Source organism: Streptomyces sp. NPDC050085 (assembly GCF_044460595.1).
Lineage (GTDB): Bacteria > Actinomycetota > Actinomycetes > Streptomycetales > Streptomycetaceae > Streptomyces.
Genome location: NZ_JBITJZ010000003.1, coordinates 116,740 through 136,832, shown reverse-complemented (window position 1 = coordinate 136,832; position 20,093 = coordinate 116,740). Strand labels below are relative to the sequence as shown.

Here is a 20,093-nt window from a genome sequence, read left to right as displayed (position 1 = left end):
CGTCGCCTGAACGGCACTTCTACGCACCGTCCAGTACGTCAGGTCATTGAAGGAGCACCTGTTGAACGCCGCACAGTTGCCGGGGAAAACCCTGAGCGGAACTGTCCCGCCCACCCTGCCCGCGCTCTTCGCCGCGCAGGCGGACCGCACGCCCGACGCGGCTGCCGTGCTGGACGGCCCACGCACGACGACCTACCGGGACCTGGCCCACGCCGCCGGGCGCACCGCGCGCCTCCTGCGCTCGCAGGGCGTGGGCCCGGGCTCCCTGGTCGGGGTCTGCCTCCCCCGGGGCACCGAACTCATCGCCACGCTCCTCGGGGTGTGGCAGTCCGGAGCGGCCTATCTGCCGCTCGACGCCTCCCATCCGCACGAGCGCCTGAGATCGCTCATATCCCAGGCCGGTGCCCGACTCGTGGTCACCACCGGCGACTTGCGCGGGCCGCTCGGGGAGGACGGCCCGCGCGTCCTGACCACCGAAGAGCTGACCACCGAAGAGCTGACCGACGCCGGCATCACGGACCCGGACCTCGCCGTCGACCCGTCCTCGCTCGCGTACACCATCTTCACGTCCGGTTCCACGGGCGCCCCCAAGGGCGTCCAGATCACCCACGAGGGCATCGCGAACCGGGTCGCCTGGGCCGTGCGCGCACAGCGGCTCGGGGCCGGCGACCGGATCCTGTTCAAGACGTCCGTCGGCTTCGACGCGGCGGGCTGGGAGATCTTCGCGCCGCTGGTGAGCGGCGGCAGCGTCGTCGTCGCGCCGGACGGTGCCGAGAAGGACGCGGCCGCTCTGCTGAGGGCCGTCGCCGACGGCGGTGTCACCGTGCTGCAGCTGGTGCCGTCCGTGCTGCGCCTGCTGGTCGAGGAGCCGGACTGGGAAGGGTGCGGCGCGCTGCGTCTGCTCGCCTCGGCGGGCGAACCGCTGCACGCCGAACTGGTCGAGCAGGTACGGGCGTTGGCCGGTCCAGGACTCGAGGTCTGGAACACGTACGGTCCGACGGAGTGCTCGATCGACATCACCGCGCACAAGGTCGACCCGGCGCAGACGTCCGGGCCCGTCCCGATCGGCCGCCCGCTCACCGGGATGCGGGTCCTCGTCCTCGGCGCCGACGGCAGCCTCGCCCCCAAGGGCGTCACCGGCGAGCTGTACGCGGGCGGCGTCGGCGTCGCCCAGGGCTACGCGGGCCGCCCCGACCTCACGGCCGAGCGCTTCGTGCCCGACCCGTACGGCCCGCCCGGCGCCCGCCTCTACCGCACCGGCGACCTGGTGCGCTGGAACGCGGCGGGGCTCCTGGAGTACCAGGGCCGCGCCGACGGACAGCTCAAGGTCAACGGCGTCCGCATCGAGCCCGGCGAGATCGAGGCCCAGCTCACCGCGCACCCCGAGGTCACGGGCGCGGCCGTCGTCGCGTTCCGCACCGAGGGCGAAGAGCTGCGCATCGGCGCCGCCGTCACCACGCGCGCCGAGCTGACCTCCAGCGACCTGCGCAGGTTCCTGCGCACCCGGCTGCCCGACAGCCACGTGCCGTCGCTGTTCCGCACGTTCGACGAGCTGCCCCTGACCCCGAACGGAAAGGTCGACCGCAAGGTCCTGACCGCCGCCCTGGAAGAGGGCGACGACCTCACCGGGCAGGGCGCCTACATCGCCCCGCGCAATGCCGCCGAGGAGAAGGTCGCCGAGGTGTGGGCGGCGCTCCTCGGCCGCGAGAAGATCAGCGCCACCGACGACTTCTTCGCCCTGGGCGGCACGTCGCTGCAGCTCACCCGGCTCGCGGCCCGGCTGCGCGCCACCGGTGTCACGCTGTCCATGCGCGGCCTGTTCAGCGCCACCACGGTCGAGGCGCAGGCGAAGCTGATCGGCGCGCAGGACGGCGACAGCGCCCCGATCCCGGTCGTCAGTGCCGTCGATCGCGCGGGCCCGCTGCCCCTCTCGTCCGGGCAGCGCCGGCTGTGGTTCCTGGACCGGATGAACCCCGGCAGCCGCGAGTGGGTCGCCCCGCTGATCCTGCGCCTGCCCGCCACGACCACGCCGGACGAGCTGCAGGCCGCGCTCACCGCGCTCGGCGGCCGCCACGAGGCGCTGCGCACGCGGTACGTCGACGAGGGCGGCGAGCCCCGTCAACTGATCGGCGCCGCGCACCCGGTGGAGCTGCGGGTCGTCGACACCGGGCGCGAGCAGCTCGCCGAGCGCTTCGAGGAGCAGTTCGGGCGCGGCTTCGACCTGGCCACGGGGCCGCTGTGGCGGGCGCTGCTCGCCCGGATCCCCGGCGAGGACCACGTCCTGCTCGTCACCCTGCACCACATCGCCTGCGACGGCTGGTCCACGGTCGTCCTGGAGCGCGAACTGCGGGAGCTGTGCGCCGCCGCCCGCGAGGGGCGCACCCCCCGACTCCCCGCTGTCGCCGTGCAGTACGCGGACTACGCGTCCTGGCAGTCCGGGCGGCAGACCGACGAGTTCGTCGCGGGCGAGCTGGCCCACTGGCGCACCGCCCTCGACGGGATCGCGCCCCTCGACCTGCCCGCCGACCGCCCCCGGCCCGCCGAGCGTGACCCGCGCGGCGCGGTCGTGCCGCTGCGCATCGAGCCCGAACTGGCGGCGGCGGTCGAGGAGTTGAGCCGCAAGAACGCGGCCACTCCGTTCATGACCCTCGTCACCGCGTTCGCGACGGTGCTCGCGCGGCAGACCGGGCAGTGGGACGTGCCCGTCGGCACCCCCGTCGCCGGACGCACCAGGGCCGAGCTGTCCGGCACGGTCGGCTTCTTCCTCAACTCCCTCGTGGTGCGCTGCGGCCTCGGCCCCGAGCTGCGGTTCGACGAGGCCCTCGGCCGGGTGCGGGCCGCGGCCACCGCCGCCTTCGCCCACCAGGAACTCCCCTTCGACCGCCTGGTCGACGAGGTGCAGACCGAGCGCGACCTGTCCCGCACACCGCTCTACCAGGTCGCCTTCGACATGCACAGCGAGGGCGTCACCAGCATCGCCACCGACGCCGCGGACCTGCACGCGTTCGCGCAGTCGTGGGCGGTCGCCAAGACGGACCTGTCGGTCTTCGTCGGACGCTCGGCGGACGGCTCCCTGGAGGGCGTCCTCGAGTACGCGGTCTCGCTGTTCGACGCCGCGACCGTGGAGCGCGTACGCGAGCAGTTCGTGCGCCTCCTCGAAGAGGTGACCGTCGACCCGTCGGCGCGCCTGGCCGATGTGCCGCTGCTGTCCGCCGCGGAGCACCACCTGATCCGTACCGAGTGGAACGACACCGCCGCCGACTTCGGCACCGCGACCGTGTGCGCGCGCTTCGAGGAGCAGGCCGCCCGCACGCCGGAGGCGCCCGCGATCGGCTTCGCCGGGTCCGACGGGTCGACCGTCACGTACGCCCAGCTCGACGCGCGCGCCAACCAGGTCGCGCACCACCTGCGGGCCTCGGGCGTCGGCCCGGGCGCCGTGGCCGGTGTGCTCCTGGACCGCGGCCCGAACCTGGTGGCGAGCCTGCTCGGGGTGTGGAAGGCGGGTGCGGCCTACGTGCCGATCGACCCGTCGTACCCGGCCGAGCGCATCGCGTCGATGCTGGACAGCGCGGGCGCGGCCACGGCCGTCACACATTCCTCGTACGCCGACCGCTTCGGCGGCGACCTCGATCTGATCCTGGTCGACCGGCACGGGCCGCTGCTCGACGCGCAGCCGCGGACCGCGCTGCCGCGCACGGATGACGCCGACGCCCTGGCGTACGTCATCTTCACGTCGGGCTCGACGGGCCGCCCCAAGGGCGTCGCCGTCACCCACCGCGGCCTCGCCAACCACGTCGCCTGGGCCGCCCGCGACCTGGCCTCGCGCGGCACGCGCGGCGCGCCGCTGTTCTCCTCGGTCGCCTTCGACCTGGTCGTCCCCAACCTGTGGGCACCGCTCGTCACCGGCCAGCGCGTCCACACGATCCCGCAGGAGACCGAAACCGCCGATCTGGCACGGGAGTTGGTGGCCGCCGGCCCCTTCAGCTTCATCAAGCTGACGCCGGGGCACGTGGAGGTGCTCGCGGCCCGGTTGACCGCCGACGAGGCTTCGGCGCTCGCGCCGGTCCTGGTGATCGCCGGTGAGGCGCTGACGCGTACGACCGTCGAGCGGTGGCGGGCCCTGGCCCCGGACACCGAGCTCATCAACGAGTACGGGCCGACCGAGGCGTCCGTCGGCACCTGCGTCTTCCCTGTCACTGCGGAAGAGGCCGGTGAAGTCATGCCCATCGGGCGGCCGTTGCCGAACATGACGATGTACGTCCTCGACGAGCGGCTCGCTCTCGCACCCATCGGCGTACCGGGCGAGCTGTACGTCGGCGGCACGGGTGTCGCGCGCGGCTACGCGGGCCGCCCGGACCTGACGGCGGAGCGCTTCGTGCCCGACCCGTTCGGGCCCGCGGGCTCGCGGCTCTACCGGACCGGTGACCTCGCCCGTACCCGCCCCGACGGCGCCGTGGAGTTCCTCGGCCGTCTCGACGACCAGGTGAAGATCCGTGGCTATCGCATCGAACCCGGCGAGATCCAGACCGTCGTCGCCGAGCACCCGGCGGTTCGTGAGGCGGTCGTGGTGGCGCGTGAAACGGCGGCTGGTGACCAGCAGCTCGTCGCGTACTACGTCCCGCGGGACGGCGCGGACGTGACCTCGGCCGAGGAGCTCGCGGCGCACTGTGCCGCACGGCTCCCGGAGTACATGCTCCCCGACCACTACGTCCCGCTGGCCGCCATCCCCCTCAACGCCAACGGCAAGACGGACCGGCGTGCCCTGCCCTCGCCGGACGCCGGCGGCGCCGCTGCCCCGCAGGACCGGGTCGCGCCGCGCACGCCCACCGAGGTGCGCGTCGCGGAGATCTGGACCGAGCTCCTCGCCGTCGAGCCCGGCGTGAGCGACAGCTTCTTCCACTCCGGCGGCAACTCGATCCTGGCGATCCGGCTGATCTCCCGCATCCAGGAGGAGTTCGACATCGACTTCGCGGTCAGGGCGGTCTTCGAGGGCCCGACGGTGGCCCAGCTGGCGGTGGCCGTGGAGAAGGCGATCCTGGCCGAGTTCGACGAGGAGTTCGACGAGGACGACGCGAGCGGCCCGGCCTCGCCCGAACTCGCCGTGTCCTCCGACGTGTTGGACCCCGACGCCGCGGCGGACGCCGCCGATCCGTCCGGCATCGCCGACCCGGTGGAGCGCGAGGAGCCCGCCCCACGCGACGACCCGTCCGGCTCCGCGGAACTCCCGGACACCGACGACCCGTCGGGCCTCGCCCCCGCCCGTCCCACCCCCGCGACCAACACTCCCGCGCTCAACACCCCCGCGATCAACGGCCACGCGCCCGTCAAGGAGACAGCATGAGTACCGGTGCCATCACGCCCCCGGGCATCGACACGGAGGACGCGCGCGCCGCGCTCGTGCGGCAGCGGCTCGCCGGCGGGCGGCGGCGCGGGCGCAGGAACGGGATACCCAAGGCGGACCGGAGCGCCCCGCTGCACCTGTCCTACGGGCAGGAGCAGATGTGGTTCCTCAACCGCCTCGACCCCGACAGCACCCAGTACCTCGTCCCGCTGCTCGTCCGGCTGACCGGGGCCCTCGACGCCGGCGTCCTGGCCGAGGCCTGGCAGCGGCTCACCGACCGGCACGAGATCCTGCGCACCCGCTACGGGCTGCACGGCGACGAGCCGGTGCAGATCGTCTCCGCGCGGGAGCGGGTCACGCTGCCGCTGGAGGACCTCACGCAGCTGCCCGGTGCCGAGCGCGAGGGGCGGGTGCGCAGCGCCGTCACCGGTGAGCTGTTCGTGCCGTTCGACCTGGAGCGCGACCTGCCGGTGCGGGCCCGTCTGTTCCGGCTCGGCGACGAGGAGCACGTGCTAGCCGTCGTCTTCCACCACATCGCCTGCGACGCCTGGTCCACCGAGGTCGTCGGGCAGGAGCTCAGCGCCCTGTACGCCGCCCTCGTGCGCGGCGAGGAGCCCGAACTCGCCGAAGTCGCCGTGCAGTACGCCGACTTCGCCGCCTGGCAGCGCGCCGAGATGTCCGGCTCCACCCTGGAGCGGCACCTCGACTACTGGAAGGGGAAGCTCGCGGGCGTCGCTCCCCTCGAACTGCCCACCGACCGGCCGCGCAAGGCCGTCCGCGACGCGGCGGGCGACACCGTCGCCTTCTCCGTGCCCGCCGAACTGGCCACGCGCATCCAGGAGTTCGCGCAGGAGCGCGCCGCCACCCCGTTCATGGTCGTGCTCGCCGCCTTCCAGGGCCTGCTGGCCCGGCACACCGGCTCCGCCGACGTCACGGTGGGCACGGTCGTGTCCGGGCGCGGCCGCCCCGAGCTGCAGGGCATGCTCGGCTACGGCATCAACACCCTCGCCCTGCGCGGTACTTGGGGCGAAGGCACCTCCTTCGGTGAGCTCGTCGCCGCCACCAAGGACACCGTCCTCGGCGCCTTCGACCACCAGGGCGTCCCGTTCGCCCAGCTGATCGACGCCGTGCAGCCCGAGCGCGACCTGTCCCGCAACCCGCTCTTCGACGTCGCCCTGACCATGCACGGCGAGCGCACCAGCTCCTTCGCCCTGCCGGGCATCGCCGCCGAGCCGTTCGCCGCCGAGGGCGACGCCGCCAAGTACGACCTCGACCTCCAGCTCCGCCAGGACGCCGACGGCACCCTGCACGGGCACCTGGAGTACGCCGTCGAGCTGTTCGACCGGGCCACCGCCGAGCGCCTCACCGGCCACCTGGTCCGCCTGCTCGACGCGGCGACCGCACGGCCCGACGCCGACCTGGGCAGCCTCTCCTTCCTCGGCGAGGACGAGATCCGCCTGCTCACGCAGGGCGCGGCCGTCACCGGCGAGGTCACCGACACCGTGCACCGGGCCTTCGAGGAGCAGGCGGCCCGCACGCCGGACGCCGTCGCCGTCCACGTCGCCGGTGAGGAGCTCACGTACGCCGAGCTCAACGAGCGCGCCAACCGCATCGCCCACCACCTCGTCGGTCTCGGCGTCGGCCAGGAGACCCTGGTCGGCGTCTGCCTGGAGCGCGGCACGGACCTGATGCCGGCGCTGCTCGGCGTGCTCAAGGCGGGCGGCGCCTATCTGCCGCTCGACCCGTCGCAGCCCGCCGACCGCATCGGCTACATGCTCGCCGACGCCGCCGCCCCCGTCGTGATCACCGAGACCGCCCACGCGGAGCTCCTGAACGGCCTGCACGACGGGCCCGTCCTCGTCCTCGACGGGGCGGACGACCGGGCCGCGCTCGCCGCCGAGCCGGCCACGAACCCGGCCGCCCGCTCCGACGCCGACAGCCTGATCTACGTCATCTACACCTCGGGTTCCACCGGCCGCCCCAAGGGCGTCGGCCTCACCCACGCCAATGTGCGGCGCCTGTTCACGGTCACCGCGCACCAGACCGGGTTCCACGCCGACGACGTGTGGACGCTGTTCCACTCCTACGCCTTCGACTTCTCCGTGTGGGAGATGTGGGGCGCGCTGCTGCACGGCGGCCGCCTCGTCGTCGTACCGAAGGACGTCGCGCGCGACCCGTCCGCCTTCCTCGACCTGCTCGTCGAGCAGCGGGTGACGGTGCTCAACCAGACGCCGTCCGCGTTCCGCGCCCTGGTCGCCGCCGCCCGCGAGGGCGACCCGCGCATCGACGAACTGGCCCTGCGCACCGTCGTGTTCGGCGGCGAGAAGCTCGAAGTGGCCGACCTGCGGCCGTGGGCGGGACGGCTCGGCCTGAGCGCGCCGACGCTCGTCAACATGTACGGCATCACGGAGACCACCGTGCATGTCACGTACTACGTCCTCGACGAGGACGACCTCGCCGAGGGCTCCGTCAGCCCCGTCGGCGTCCCCCTCGACGACCTCGCCGTCCGCATCCTCGACGCGCACGGCAACCTGGCGCCGATCGGCGTCCCCGGCGAGATCCACGTCGCGGGCCGCGGCGTCGCCCGCGGCTACCTGGGCCGCGCCGCGCTGACCGCCGAGCGGTTCGTGCCCGATCCGTTCGGGGCGCCCGGCGAGCGCCTGTACCGCAGCGGCGACGTCGCGCGCCGCCTTGCCGACGGCAGCCTGGAGTTCCTGGGCCGCAACGACGCCCAGGTCAAGATCCGCGGCTTCCGCATCGAGCTCGGCGAGATCAACGCCGCGCTGTCCGGGCAGGACGGGGTGCGCGACGCCGTCGTCCTGGTCCGCGAGGACACCCCGGGCGACAAGCAGCTCGTCGCGTACGTGGTGCCCGCCGACGACTCGGTCCCGGACACCGCGGAGCTGCGCGCCGCGCTCGCCCGTGAGCTGCCCGAATACATGGTCCCGGCGACGTTCGTCCCCCTCGACGTGCTGCCGCTGACCGTCAACGGCAAGCTCGACACCAAGGCCCTGCCCGCCCCCGCCGCGCGGATCGCGGGCGCCGAGTACACGGCGCCGCGCACCGACCTGGAGGAGCGCACCGCCGCGGTCTGGGGCGAGGTCCTCGGCGTCGACCGGGTCGGCGTCCACGACAGCTTCTTCGACCTGGGCGGGCACTCGCTGCGCGCCATCAACCTGGCGGGCCGGCTGCGCGAGGCCGGGCTCGACGTCAGCGTGCGCGACCTGTTCGAGCACCGCACGGTGGCCCTGCTGTGCGAGCAGCTCGCCGACCGGGCCCCGGTCACCGCCACCCACGGCGTCCGCCCCTTCGCCCTCGTCACGGACGAGGACCGCGCGCGCCTGCCCGAGGGCGTCGTGGACGCGTACCCGATGTCGCAGGTCCAGATCGGCATGGTCGTCGAGATGCTCAGCGACAGCGGCCGTCACCCGTACCACAACGTCACCTCCTTCCGGATCCCCGACAACCGCTCCTTCGACATCGGGGCGCTGCGCGCGTCGGTCGCCTCGGCCGTCGCCCGGCACGAGGTCCTGCGCACCTCCTTCGACCTCAACTCCTACGACGTACCGATGCAGTTGGTGCACGGCAGCGTCGAACTCCCGGTGCAGGGACGGGATCTGCGCGGCCTGGACGACGAGGCGGTGCGCGACGCGCTGCGCGCCTTCACCCTGGAGGAGCGCTCGCGGCTCATCCCGCTGGACAGCGCGCCGCAGCTGCGCCTGTACGGCACGGCCTGCGACGACGGCAGCTGGTGGCTGACGATCACCGAGTGCCACGCGATCCTCGACGGCTGGAGCCACCACTCCCTCCTGATGGAGATCGTCGAGGGCTACCACCGGGCCCGTGACGGGCAGCCGGTGGACGCCCCGGCCGCGCCCGCCGTGCGGTTCGCCGACTTCATCGCCGCCGAGGTCGCCTCCCGCGAGACCGGCGACGACCGCGCCTACTGGACCGGGATCATCGAGGGCCACGCCCCGTTCGCCCTGCCCGAGGCCTGGGCGGGCGACGGCGTCGCGGGCGCCCCGCACCGCGTCAAGGTCCCCTTCCACGACCTGGAGCCGCGCCTGCGCGCCCTGGCGTCCACGGCCGGGACCTCGCTCAAGAGCGTGCTGCACGCCGCGCACCTGAAGGTGCTCAGCACGGTCACCGGCGACGAGCGCTTCTTCACCGGCCTGGTGTGCAACGCCCGCCCCGAGGCCCTCGGCGCCGACGGCCTGTACGGCATGCACCTCAACACGCTGCCGTTCGCCTTCGACGGCGCCTTCGGCAGCTGGCGCGACCTGGTGCGCCGGGTCTTCGAGCGCGAGGTCGAGCTGTGGCCGCACCGCGGCTATCCGATGCCCGACATCCAGCGGCAGGCCGAGTCCGACACACCCGGGCAGCGCCTGGTCTCCGTCCGCTTCAGCTACCACGACTTCGACCAGGTCGACCGCGCGCAGGTCGACTACCTGGCGAGCATCGACGACAGCCCCACCGAGTTCCCGCTCGGCGTCTCGGCCCGCCTCGGCCACCTGTTCCTGACCGGCGGCCGCAAGCACGTGTCCGCCGAGGCCCTGGAGCGCCTCGCGGGCACCCTGCGCGAGGTCCTCGAGGCGATGGCCGCCGACCCGGAGGGCGACGCGAGCGCCTCGTACCTCCCGGCCGCCACCCGGCTCTCGCTCCTCGACCACGGCACGGGCGAGGACGCCGACTTCGGCGACGCGACCGTGTGCGCCCGCTTCGAGACGCAGGCCGCCCGCACCCCGGACGCGCCCGCCGTCTCGCTGGGGACGACCACATGGACGTACGCCGAACTGGACGCCCGCGCCAACCAGGTCGCGCACCACCTGCGCGCCTCGGGCGTCAGCGGCCCGGGTGCCGTCGTCGGCGTGCTGCTCGACCGCGGCCCCGACCTCCTCGCCGGCCTGCTCGGCGTGTGGAAGGCGGGTGCGGCCTACGTGCCGATCGACCCGTCCTACCCGGCCGAGCGCATCGCCTCCATGCTGGACAGCGCGGGCGCGGCCACGGCCCTGACGCACTCCGCCTACGCCGACCGCTTCGGCGCCGGCATCGGCGTACTGGCCCTGGACCGCGACGAGTTGACCCTCGACGCGCAGCCGCAGACGCCTCTTCGGCGCACCGACGACGCCGACGCCTTGGCGTACGTCATCTTCACGTCGGGCTCGACGGGCCGCCCCAAGGGCGTCGCCGTCACCCACCGCGGACTGGCGAACCACGTCGCCTGGGCGGCGCGGGACCTGGCGTCCCGGGGCACGACCGGCGCGCCGCTGTTCTCGTCCGTCGCCTTCGACCTGGTCGTCCCCAACCTGTGGGCGCCGCTGGTCACCGGCCAGCAGGTGCACACGATCGCCCAGGACACCGACACGGCCGATCTGGCACGGGAGTTGGCGGCCGCCGGCCCCTTCAGCTTCATCAAGCTGACCCCCGGCCACGTCGACGTCCTGGCCTCGCAGCTCAGCCCGGAAGAGGCCGCCGCGCTCGCGCCGGTCCTCGTCGTCGCCGGTGAGGCGCTGACCCGTACGACCGTCGAGCGGTGGCGGGCCCTCGCGCCGCAGACCGAGCTCATCAACGAGTACGGGCCCACCGAGGCGTCCGTCGGCACCTGCGTCTTCCCGGTCACGGAGGCCGAGACCGGTGAGGTCATGCCCATCGGGCGGCCGTTGCCGAACATGACGATGTACGTCCTGGACGCGCGGCTCGACCAGGTCGCGGTCGGTGTCGCCGGTGAGCTGTACGTCGGCGGGACCGGTGTGGCGCGCGGCTACGCGGGCCGCCCGGACCTGACGGCGGAGCGCTTCGTGCCCGACCCGTTCGGGCCCGCGGGCTCGCGGCTCTACCGGACCGGTGACCTCGCCCGCACGCGTCCCGACGGCGCCGTGGAGTTCCTCGGCCGTCTCGACGACCAGGTGAAGATCCGCGGCTACCGCATCGAACCCGGCGAGATCCAGACCGTCGTCGCCGAGCACCCGGCGGTGCGCGAGGCGGTCGTCGTCCCGCGCGAGACGGCGCACGGCGACCTCCAACTCGTCGCCTACTACGTGCCGTTGACGGCGGGCGCGAGCGTCGCCGGGCTCGCCGAGCACACCGGCGCCCGGCTGCCCGACTACATGCTCCCGGCCGTCTTCGTCGCCCTCGACGAGATCCCCCTCAACGCCAACGGCAAGACCGACAAGCGCGCCCTGCCCGCACCGGACGAGGCCGACGTCGACGGCGCATCGACGTACGTCGCGCCCCGCACCATCACCGAGGCGCAGGTCGCCGCGATCTGGTCGCAGGTCCTCGGCCTGGAGCGGGTCGGCGTCCTGGACGGCTTCTTCGACCTCGGCGGCCACTCCATCCGCGCCGTCGCCCTGGTCGGCGCCCTGCGCGCCGCCGGGTTCGACGTCGGCGTGCGGGAGGTCTTCGAGTACCGCACGGTCGCCGAGCTGAGCGAGTTCCTCACCGGGCGCCCGGCGCCCGCCGAGGCCGCCCCGCCGGTCGAGCCGTTCGCGCTGCTCGCCGACGAGGACCGCGTGCGCCTTCCCGTGGACGTCGTGGACGCGTACCCGATGTCGCAGGTCCAGCTCGGCATGCTCGTCGAGATGCTGGCCGACGACGCGAAGCGGGTCTACCTCAACGTCGCCTCGTTCCGCATCACCGACGGCACCCCGTTCGACGCGGACGCCCTGCGCGCCGCCCTCGACGTGGTCACCGGCCGGCACGAGATGCTGCGGACCTCCTTCGACCTGGACGCGTTCACCACGCCGCTCCAGATCGTCCACCCGACTGCCCGTGTTCCGCTGGCCGTTGAGGACCTGCGGCAGCTGTCGGATGCAGCCCGCGAGCTGCGGGTGCGCGACATCATGGGCGAGGAGCGGACCCGGGGTCTCGACCTCGCCGCGGCCCCGCTGCTGCGGATGACCGCCCAGGTGGAGGCCGACGACTCGTGGCGCCTCGTCGTCACCGTTTCGCACGCCATCACCGAGGGCTGGAGCCACCGCGCCCTCCTGATGGAGCTCCTCGACGTCTACCGCGCCCTGCGCGAAGGGCGTGACCCGGCCCCCGTCGAGGCGCCCCCGGTGCGCTACGCCGACTTCATCGCGGCCGAACTGGCCTCCCTGGACTCGGCCGACGACCGGCAGTACTGGCAGGACGTCATCGGCCGGTACGCGCCGTTCGCGCTGCCCGCGGCCTGGGCCGGCGACACCACCAGGCCGAGCGAGAAGTACCGCCTCGCCGTGCCCGTGCACGACCTGGAGCCGCGCCTGCGCGGCCTCGCCACCCAGGCCCAGGTGTCGTTCAAGAGCGTGCTGCTCGCCGCACACCTGAAGGTCATGAGCACCCTCACCGAGGAGGACGGCTTCTTCAGCGGCCTGGTGTGCAGCGCCCGGCCCGAGTCGCCCGGCGCGGAGCGCGTCTACGGCATGTACCTCAACACCCTGCCGTTCGCCCTCGACCGCACCGCGGGCAGCTGGACGGACCTGGTCCGTCAGGTCTTCGCCCGCGAGGCCGAGGTCTGGGACCGCCGCCGCTTCCCGATGCCCGTCATCCAGCGCGACGCGGGCAGCGGACGACTCCTCCAAGTCCGGTTCAGCTACCAGGACTTCGATCACGTCGACAACAAGCTCGTCGACGCCGGGGCCAGCGGTGGCGAGGGCGGCACCGAGTTCGCGCTCGCGGTCTCCGCCGTCTCCGGGCACCTGCTGCTCACCACCCACACCCACGCCCTGGACCGCGAGCGGGGCGAGCGCCTGACCGCCCTGTACCGGCAGGTCCTGGAGTCCATGGCCGCCGACCCGGAGGCGAGCGCCCAGGACACGTACCTGCCCGCCGATGACCGGGAGTGGCTGCTCGCGCAGAACGACACGGCCCGCGACTTCCCCGAAGCGACCGTCCTGCAGCGCTTCGAGGAGCAGGCCGCCCGCACGCCCGACGCCGTCGCCGTACGGCACGCGGGCGGCGAGGTCTCGTACGCCCAACTCGACGCCAGAGCGACGCGGTTCGCGTACCGGCTGCGCGCCGCGGGCGTCGGCGCCGAGTCCACCGTCGGCGTCCTGCTCGACCGGAGCCCCGACCTGCTCGCGACGCTGCTCGCGGTGTGGAAGGCGGGCGGCGCCTACGTGCCGATCGACCCGTCGTACCCGGCCGAGCGCATCGCCTCCATGCTGGACAGCGCGGCCGCGTCGCTCGCCGTCACGCAGGAGGCCTACGCGGACCTGTTCCCCGACGCCGTGTCGGTCCTGGATGTCGCCGAACTGGCCGTGCAGGACGGTGAGTTCGGGGCCGTGGCCCGGGTCGACGACCCCGAGCGGCTCGCCTACGTCATCTTCACCTCCGGCTCCACCGGGCGGCCCAAGGGCGTCCAGGTCCCGCACCGGGGCCTGGCCAACCACGTGGCCTGGGCCGCGGAGGAGCTCGCCACGCGCGGCACGGGCGGTGCGCCGCTGTTCTCCTCGGTCGCCTTCGACCTGGTCGTCCCCAACCTGTGGGGGCCGCTGGTCACCGGCCAGGCCGTGCACGTCGTCCCGCAGGACACGCTGCCCGCCGACCTGTCGACCGCGCTGCTCGACGGTGGCCCGTACAGCTTCATCAAGCTGACCCCCGGCCACCTCGACATCCTCACCGAGCAGCTCACCACCGAGCAGGTCGACCGGCTCAGCCAGGTCTACGTCGTCGCCGGTGAGGCCCTGCCGGGCGCCACCGCCAACCGGTCCCTGGAGGTCCTCGGCTCCGGCCGCATGATCAACGAGTACGGCCCGACGGAGGCGTCCGTCGGCTCCACCGTCCACCCCGTCACCGGCCACGTCGCGCTCGACGTCGTCCCGATCGGCCGTCCGCTGCCGAACATGACGACGTACGTCCTGGACGCGGCGATGCGCGAGGTGCCGGCCGGCGTCCTCGGCGAGCTGTACGTCGGCGGCACGGGTGTGGCGCGCGGCTACGCGGGACGCCCGGACCTGACGGCGGAGCGCTTCGTGCCCGACCCGTACGGGCCCGCGGGCAGCCGCCTGTACCGCACGGGCGACCGGGTCCGGATGCTCGCGGACGGGAACATCGAGTTCCTCGGCCGCCTCGACGACCAGGTCAAGATCCGCGGCTACCGCGTCGAACTCGGCGAGGTCCAGGCCGTGTTGGCGGCCCACGCGGCGGTGAAGGACGCGGTCGTCGCCGTGCACGAGCCCACCCCGGGCGACAAGCGCCTCGTCGCGTACCTGGTGCCCGCAGAGGGGCAGCAGCTGCCGGAGGCCTCGGTCCTCGCCGAGGACTGCGGGGCGCTGCTGCCGGAGTACATGGTGCCGTCGGCGTTCGTCGCCCTGGACGTCATCCCGCTCAACGCCAACGGCAAGGTCGACCGCAAGGCGCTCGCCGCGCCCGACCGTGCGGCGATGCGCACCGGCCGCGACTTCGTGGCCCCGCGCACCGACACCGAGCGCATGCTGGCCAAGATCTGGTCCGAGGTGCTCGGCGTCGACGAGATCGGCGTGCACGACGAGTTCTTCGAGCTCGGCGGGCACTCGATCCTGATGATCCAGGTGCTCGCGGCGGCCCGCCGCGAGGGCCTCGCCGTCTCGGTCTGGCGGATGTACCAGCACGGCACGCTCATCGACCTGGCCGCAGCCATCGACGAAGACACGGCGGCGGCCGCCGCCGAGGAGGCCGCCAAGGCCGCCGCGGCCGCACCCGCCCAGGTCGAGGTCCCGGCCGAACTGCTCGCCTCCCTGCTCAAGCAGGCCGCGGGCGGCGACGCCACCCGCCTCGCGGAGGGCCCGCTCGCCCAGGTCGCGGCGCTGCTCGGCACCGGCGCCGAGGCCGACACCAAGGCCGGCACCAAGGCCGAGGAGCCGATCGTGCTCGACGACCTGGAGTCCCTCATGGCCGAGCACCAGGTGCCCGGCGTGAGCCTGGCCCTGCTCGGCGCCGACGGCTCCGTCCGCACCCACGCGGCCGGTGTCCTCGCGGTGGACGGCGAGGCGCCGGTGACCCCGGACGCGCTGTTCCAGGTCGGCTCGATCAGCAAGCACGTCACGGCGTTCGCGACGCTGCGGCTCGTGGCCGAAGGACGTATCGCCCTGGACGACTCCATCGCTACGCACCTGACGTCATGGCACCTCGACGAGCTCGACTCCGCACCCGGAGAGGTGACCGTCCGGCATCTGCTCGGGCATACCGCGGGGCTCGCCCGGCACCGCAGCGTCGGCTTCGCGCCGGACGGTGAAGTGCCCACGCTGCTCGACCTGTTGGAGGGCTCCGGGGGCGTCTCGACGCCGCGGGTGCGGCGCCAGCTCGTGCCCGGCTCCACGTTCCGCAAGTCCAGCACCCACTACTGGGTCCTCCAGCAGCTCCTGGAGGACGTCACGGGAGAGTCGTTCCAGGACCTCGCGCACCGCCTGGTCCTCGCGCCGCTCGCCATGACGGGCAGCAGCTTCGACCAGGACTTCCCGAAGACCTCGGGGCGTCCGGTCGCGCTCGGCCACCACGTCAAGGGCGTTGCCATGGAAGGGGGTTGGCGCGACCGCGCCCACCTCGCCGCCGCCGGTCTGTGGACCACGGCCGAGGACCTCGCGAAGCTCGCCCGGCAGGTACGGGCCTGCCTCCTCGGCCACGACGGGGCCCTGCTGCCCCGGACCGTCGCCCAGGAACTGCTCGCCACCCACCCGGGCAGCTTCTACGGCCTCGGCACCATCGTCGACGACACCGGCAGCGACGCCGAGTTCGGCCACGGCGGCGAACCCGCCGGCTACTGGAACCTCTCGCTCTCCCACCTCGGCAGCGGCGTCGGCCTGGTCGCCCTCACCAACTCCGACGCCGGGAAGGGCGTCGTCAAGCACCTGACCGCCCGCCTCGGCAAGGCCGAAGAGGCCTTCGGCAAGGGCGAGTTGATGGCGGACTGGGTGGCCGCGGGCACCGGCTCCGCCGCGCCCGCCGACCACCCGCTGCTCAGCCCCGTCGTCACCGACGAGGAGCGCGCATGACCACCCACGGCCGCCGAACGGCCACCCCCACCCAGGAGGACCCTGTGCACCACCCCCGCACACGCCACCTCATCTCCGTCGACGACCTCACCGACGACGACCTGCGCACCCTCGTCGCCGACGGCGTCGCCTTCCACCGGGCGCACCAGGAAGCCCGCAGGAGCGGCGAGAAGCCGCTCCGGGACCAGGTCGTCGGCATCTACTTCAGCAAGACGTCCACCCGGACCCGCACCGCGTTCTCCAGCGGCGCCCTGCGCCTGGGCGCCTCCCTGATCACGTACGGGCCCGGCGACCTCCAGCTGAACACCGGCGAGACCAGCGAGGACACCGGCGCCGTGCTCTCCCGGATGCTCGACGTCCTCGTGGCCCGCACCGCGGGCGACGAGGCGGAGATGCGGGCCTGGGCGAGCCAGCAGAGGATGTCCGTCGTCAACGCGATGAGCGCCGGCGAACACCCCACGCAGGCGCTCACCGACCTCACCACCCTCAGCCTGCGCTTCGGCCGCCTGGAAGGCCTGCGCGTCCTGTACGTGGGGGAGGGCAACAACTCGGCGTCCGCCCTCGCCCTCGCGCTCAGCCGCTTCCCCGGCGCCGAGCTGGAGCTGCGCACCCCGCCCGGCTACGGGCTCGACCCGGCCTACCTCGCCCGCGCCCAGGCCCATGCGGCCCGCAGCGGGGCGAGCGTGCGCGAACGGCACGACATGGCGGACCTGCCCGGCGGCTTCGACGCGATCTACACCACGCGCTGGCAGACCACGGGCACCAGCAAGGCCGACCCGGACTGGCGGGACGTCTTCGCCCCGTTCCAGGTCGGCGAGGCCCTGTGGGAGACCAGCCCCAAGGCCGTGTTCCTGCACGACCTGCCCGCGCACCGCGGCGACGAGGTCACCGCCGAGGTGCTCGACGGGCCGCAGAGCATCGCCTTCGAGCAGGCCGAGAACAAGATGCACAGCGCCATGGCCGTCCTCAAGTGGTGCCGAGCGGGCGGCTCGGCCGCACCGGGAGAGTGAGCGTCACCGACGACCGGACGGTCCCCGCCGACGCGCAGGCGAAGGGGCCGGATCCGGTCCCGCTGCGCCGCAACCGCGACTACCTGATGCTGTGGAGCGGCGCCGGGCTCACCCTGCTCGGCTCCCGCGCCACCTCCGTCGCCTACCCGCTGCTGCTGATCTGGTCCACCGGCTCGGCGGCGGCGGGGGCGGTGGCCGGATTCGCGGCCCAACTCCCGCAACTGCTCGTGCAGTTGCCCGCGGGTGCGCTCGTCGACCGGTGGAACAGACGACGCACGATGCTCGTGTGCAGCGCGGGCTGCGCCCTGTCCACCACCAGCGTGGTGGTGGCGGTCGCGGCGGGGGAGATCCATCTGGCGCACCTGGCCGCGGCCTCGTTCGCCGAGGGCTCCCTGATGGTCTGCTACCGCCTCGCCGAACGGGCCTGCGTCCGGCACGTCGTCCCCGCCGCGCAGCTGACCGCCGCGCTGTCCGGGAACGAGGCGCGGGGGCGGGCCGCGGGACTGCTCGGGCAGCCGCTCGGCAGCGCCGCGTTCGCCGCCGCCCGCTGGTCGCCGTTCCTGCTCGGCGCCGTCGCGCACCTGCTGTCGCTGCTCGCCGTGCTGTTCGTCAAGGCACCGTGCAGCGCGCAGGCAGCCGGCGCCCGGCGCAGGCTCGGCCCCGAGATCGCCGAAGGGCTGCGCTGGCTGTGGCGGCGCCGCTTCCTGCGCAGGATCACGCTGCTGATCTCCGGCAGCAACGTGATCTTCCAGGCGCTCGCGCTGCTGCCCGCCTTCGTCCTGTACGAGGACGGACTCTCGCCCGCGACGGTCGGCGTGATCGCGGCGATCAGCGGGGCGGGCGGTGCGATCGGCGCCCTGGGCGGCGGCTGGGGCATGCGCCGCATCGGCCTGGTCGGCCTCGTCCGCGGGGCGCTCGTGGCGTGGGCGCTGCTCGTGCCCGCGCTCGCCCTGACCCGCTCGCCCCTGCTCCTCGGAGCACTGCTCGCCGGAATGAGCCTGGTGGGCGGCGCCGTCAACGTCGCCGGCGGCGTCCACCAGGTCCGCACCACGCCCGACGCGCTCCAGGGCCGCGTCAACAGCGCGCTGCAGCTGGCCGGTTCGGGCGCCAACGCGCTCGGCGCGCTCGCCGGGGGAGTGCTCCTCGACTCCCTCGGCGCGGGCCGCACCGCCGTCCTGCTCGGCGCGGCGATGGGCGCCCTCGCGCTCGTCGCGGTGGCCTCGGCGCTGACCCGGCTGCTCGCCACCGAGGAAGCCACCGAGGAAGCCACCGAAGAAGCCTCGATCGAAGAACACGTACAAGAAGGAGAACGCACCTCATGAACGCGACCCCCAGCTGGACCCCGCTGGTCATCACCCCGCAGAGCGCCGGGGTCGAGGCCTCGGCCGCCGGGCTGCTCAAGGTGATCGGCGACACCGCCACCATCGACGACCAGCTCGTCAAGGAGAAGGCGCTGATCTTCCGCGGCTTCGGCGTCACGCAGGAGGAACTCGACCCGGTCATGGACGAGTTGCTGCCCAACCGGCTCGCCTACGTCCACGGCAACTCGCCGCGCACCAAGGTCGGCAAGAACGTCTACACGTCCACGGAGTACCCGCAGGAGTTCACCATCTCGATGCACAACGAGATGAGTTACGCCCACGCGTGGCCGGCCCGGCTGCTCTTCTTCTGCCAGAAGGCCGCCGAGACCGGGGGCGCGACCCCGGTGACGGATTCCGCGCTCTGGTTCGAGTCCCTGGACCCGGAGGTCAGGGAGGCGTTCAAGGACGGCGTCTGCTACCAGCAGAACCTGCACGACGGCCTCGGCCTCGGCAAGAGCTGGCAGGACACCTTCGAGACCGACGACCGCGCCGAGGTCGAGGCCTTCCTCGGGCAGACCGGCGCCCAGTGGGAGTGGAAGCGGGACGGTTCGCTGCGGGTGCGCCAGATCCGGCCCGCGACCGCCGTGCACCCGGTGACCGGCGCCGAGGTCTGGTTCAACCAGTCCGACCAGTGGCACCCGGCGGGCCTCGGCGACGACACCGCGGCCGCCCTCGCGCAGATCATGCCGGCCGACGAACTGCCGCAGTCCGTCACGTTCGCCGACGGCACGCCCATCCCCGACGAGTACGTCATCCAGATCCGCGACCGGGGCCTGGCCGCCGCCGTGAACTGCGACTGGCACACCGGCGATCTGATGCTCATCGACAACATGCTGGTCTCGCACGGCCGCCGGCCCTTCACCGGGACCCGCCGCGTGCTCGTCGCGATGTCCGACTGAGGCCCGGTGAGTACCGCTGAGCGCGAATACCGCGCCCTGTGCGACAGCGGTGGCGTCCATCTCTGGCAGGGCGCCACGCACACCCCGCCGTCCACGGCCGACCTGCGGCTCCTCTCCGCCGCCGAGCGCGCGGTGATGCACCGCAGGTCACGCCAGGACGGACTGCGCTACGCGGGCGCCCACATCGCCGTACGCCGGGTGCTCGCCCGGTATCTGGGGGTGGCGCCCGCGGGCATCAGGTTCGGCACGACGCCGTGCCCGTCGTGCGCGGACCCCCGGCACGGCAGGCCCGTCGTCGAGGCGCCGCGCACCGGCCTGGAGTTCAACCTGTCCCACGCGGGCCCGCACTGGGCCCTCGCGGTCACGTGCGCGGGACAGGTCGGCGTCGACGTTGAAGTGGCGGGGGGGGGGGGGGGCCCCCCCCCCCCCCCCCCCCGCCCCGGCCCCCCCCCGGCCCGGGCCCCCGCCCGCGGCCCGGCACCCCCCCCCAAAACCCCACAAGACACCCCGATTGGAGCCCGCCCCCCCCC

At 73.7% G+C, this 20,093-nt stretch carries 5 protein-coding genes; all 5 read left to right on the top strand.

Annotated elements, in window-relative coordinates; all coding sequences use genetic code 11:
• The first annotated feature begins 61 nt into the window (after positions 1-61).
• The 5 genes from ACIBUY_RS13050 to ACIBUY_RS13030 are packed head-to-tail and all read left to right on the top strand — an operon-like array spanning position 62 to position 19,563.
• On the top strand, positions 62-5,341 hold the full coding sequence (locus tag ACIBUY_RS13050; protein ID WP_399152576.1) for an amino acid adenylation domain-containing protein: 5,280 nt from the start codon (positions 62-64) through the stop codon (positions 5,339-5,341).
• Complete coding sequence (locus ACIBUY_RS13045) at positions 5,338-16,293, top strand: amino acid adenylation domain-containing protein (RefSeq protein WP_399152575.1); 10,956 nt, start codon at positions 5,338-5,340, stop codon at positions 16,291-16,293. The genes ACIBUY_RS13050 and ACIBUY_RS13045 overlap by 4 nt, the downstream gene beginning before the upstream one ends.
• On the top strand, positions 16,290-17,303 hold the full coding sequence (locus ACIBUY_RS13040) for an ornithine carbamoyltransferase (RefSeq protein WP_399152574.1): 1,014 nt from the start codon (positions 16,290-16,292) through the stop codon (positions 17,301-17,303). Before ACIBUY_RS13045 ends, ACIBUY_RS13040 begins: the two co-directional genes overlap by 4 nt.
• Positions 17,300-18,625 (top strand): MFS transporter, encoded by a 1,326-nt coding sequence (locus ACIBUY_RS13035; protein WP_399152573.1) that lies wholly within the window; start codon positions 17,300-17,302, stop codon positions 18,623-18,625. The genes ACIBUY_RS13040 and ACIBUY_RS13035 overlap by 4 nt, the downstream gene beginning before the upstream one ends.
• Complete coding sequence (locus ACIBUY_RS13030) at positions 18,622-19,563, top strand: TauD/TfdA family dioxygenase (protein ID WP_365567660.1); 942 nt, start codon at positions 18,622-18,624, stop codon at positions 19,561-19,563. The genes ACIBUY_RS13035 and ACIBUY_RS13030 overlap by 4 nt, the downstream gene beginning before the upstream one ends.
• Positions 19,564-20,093: the final 530 nt, after the last annotated feature.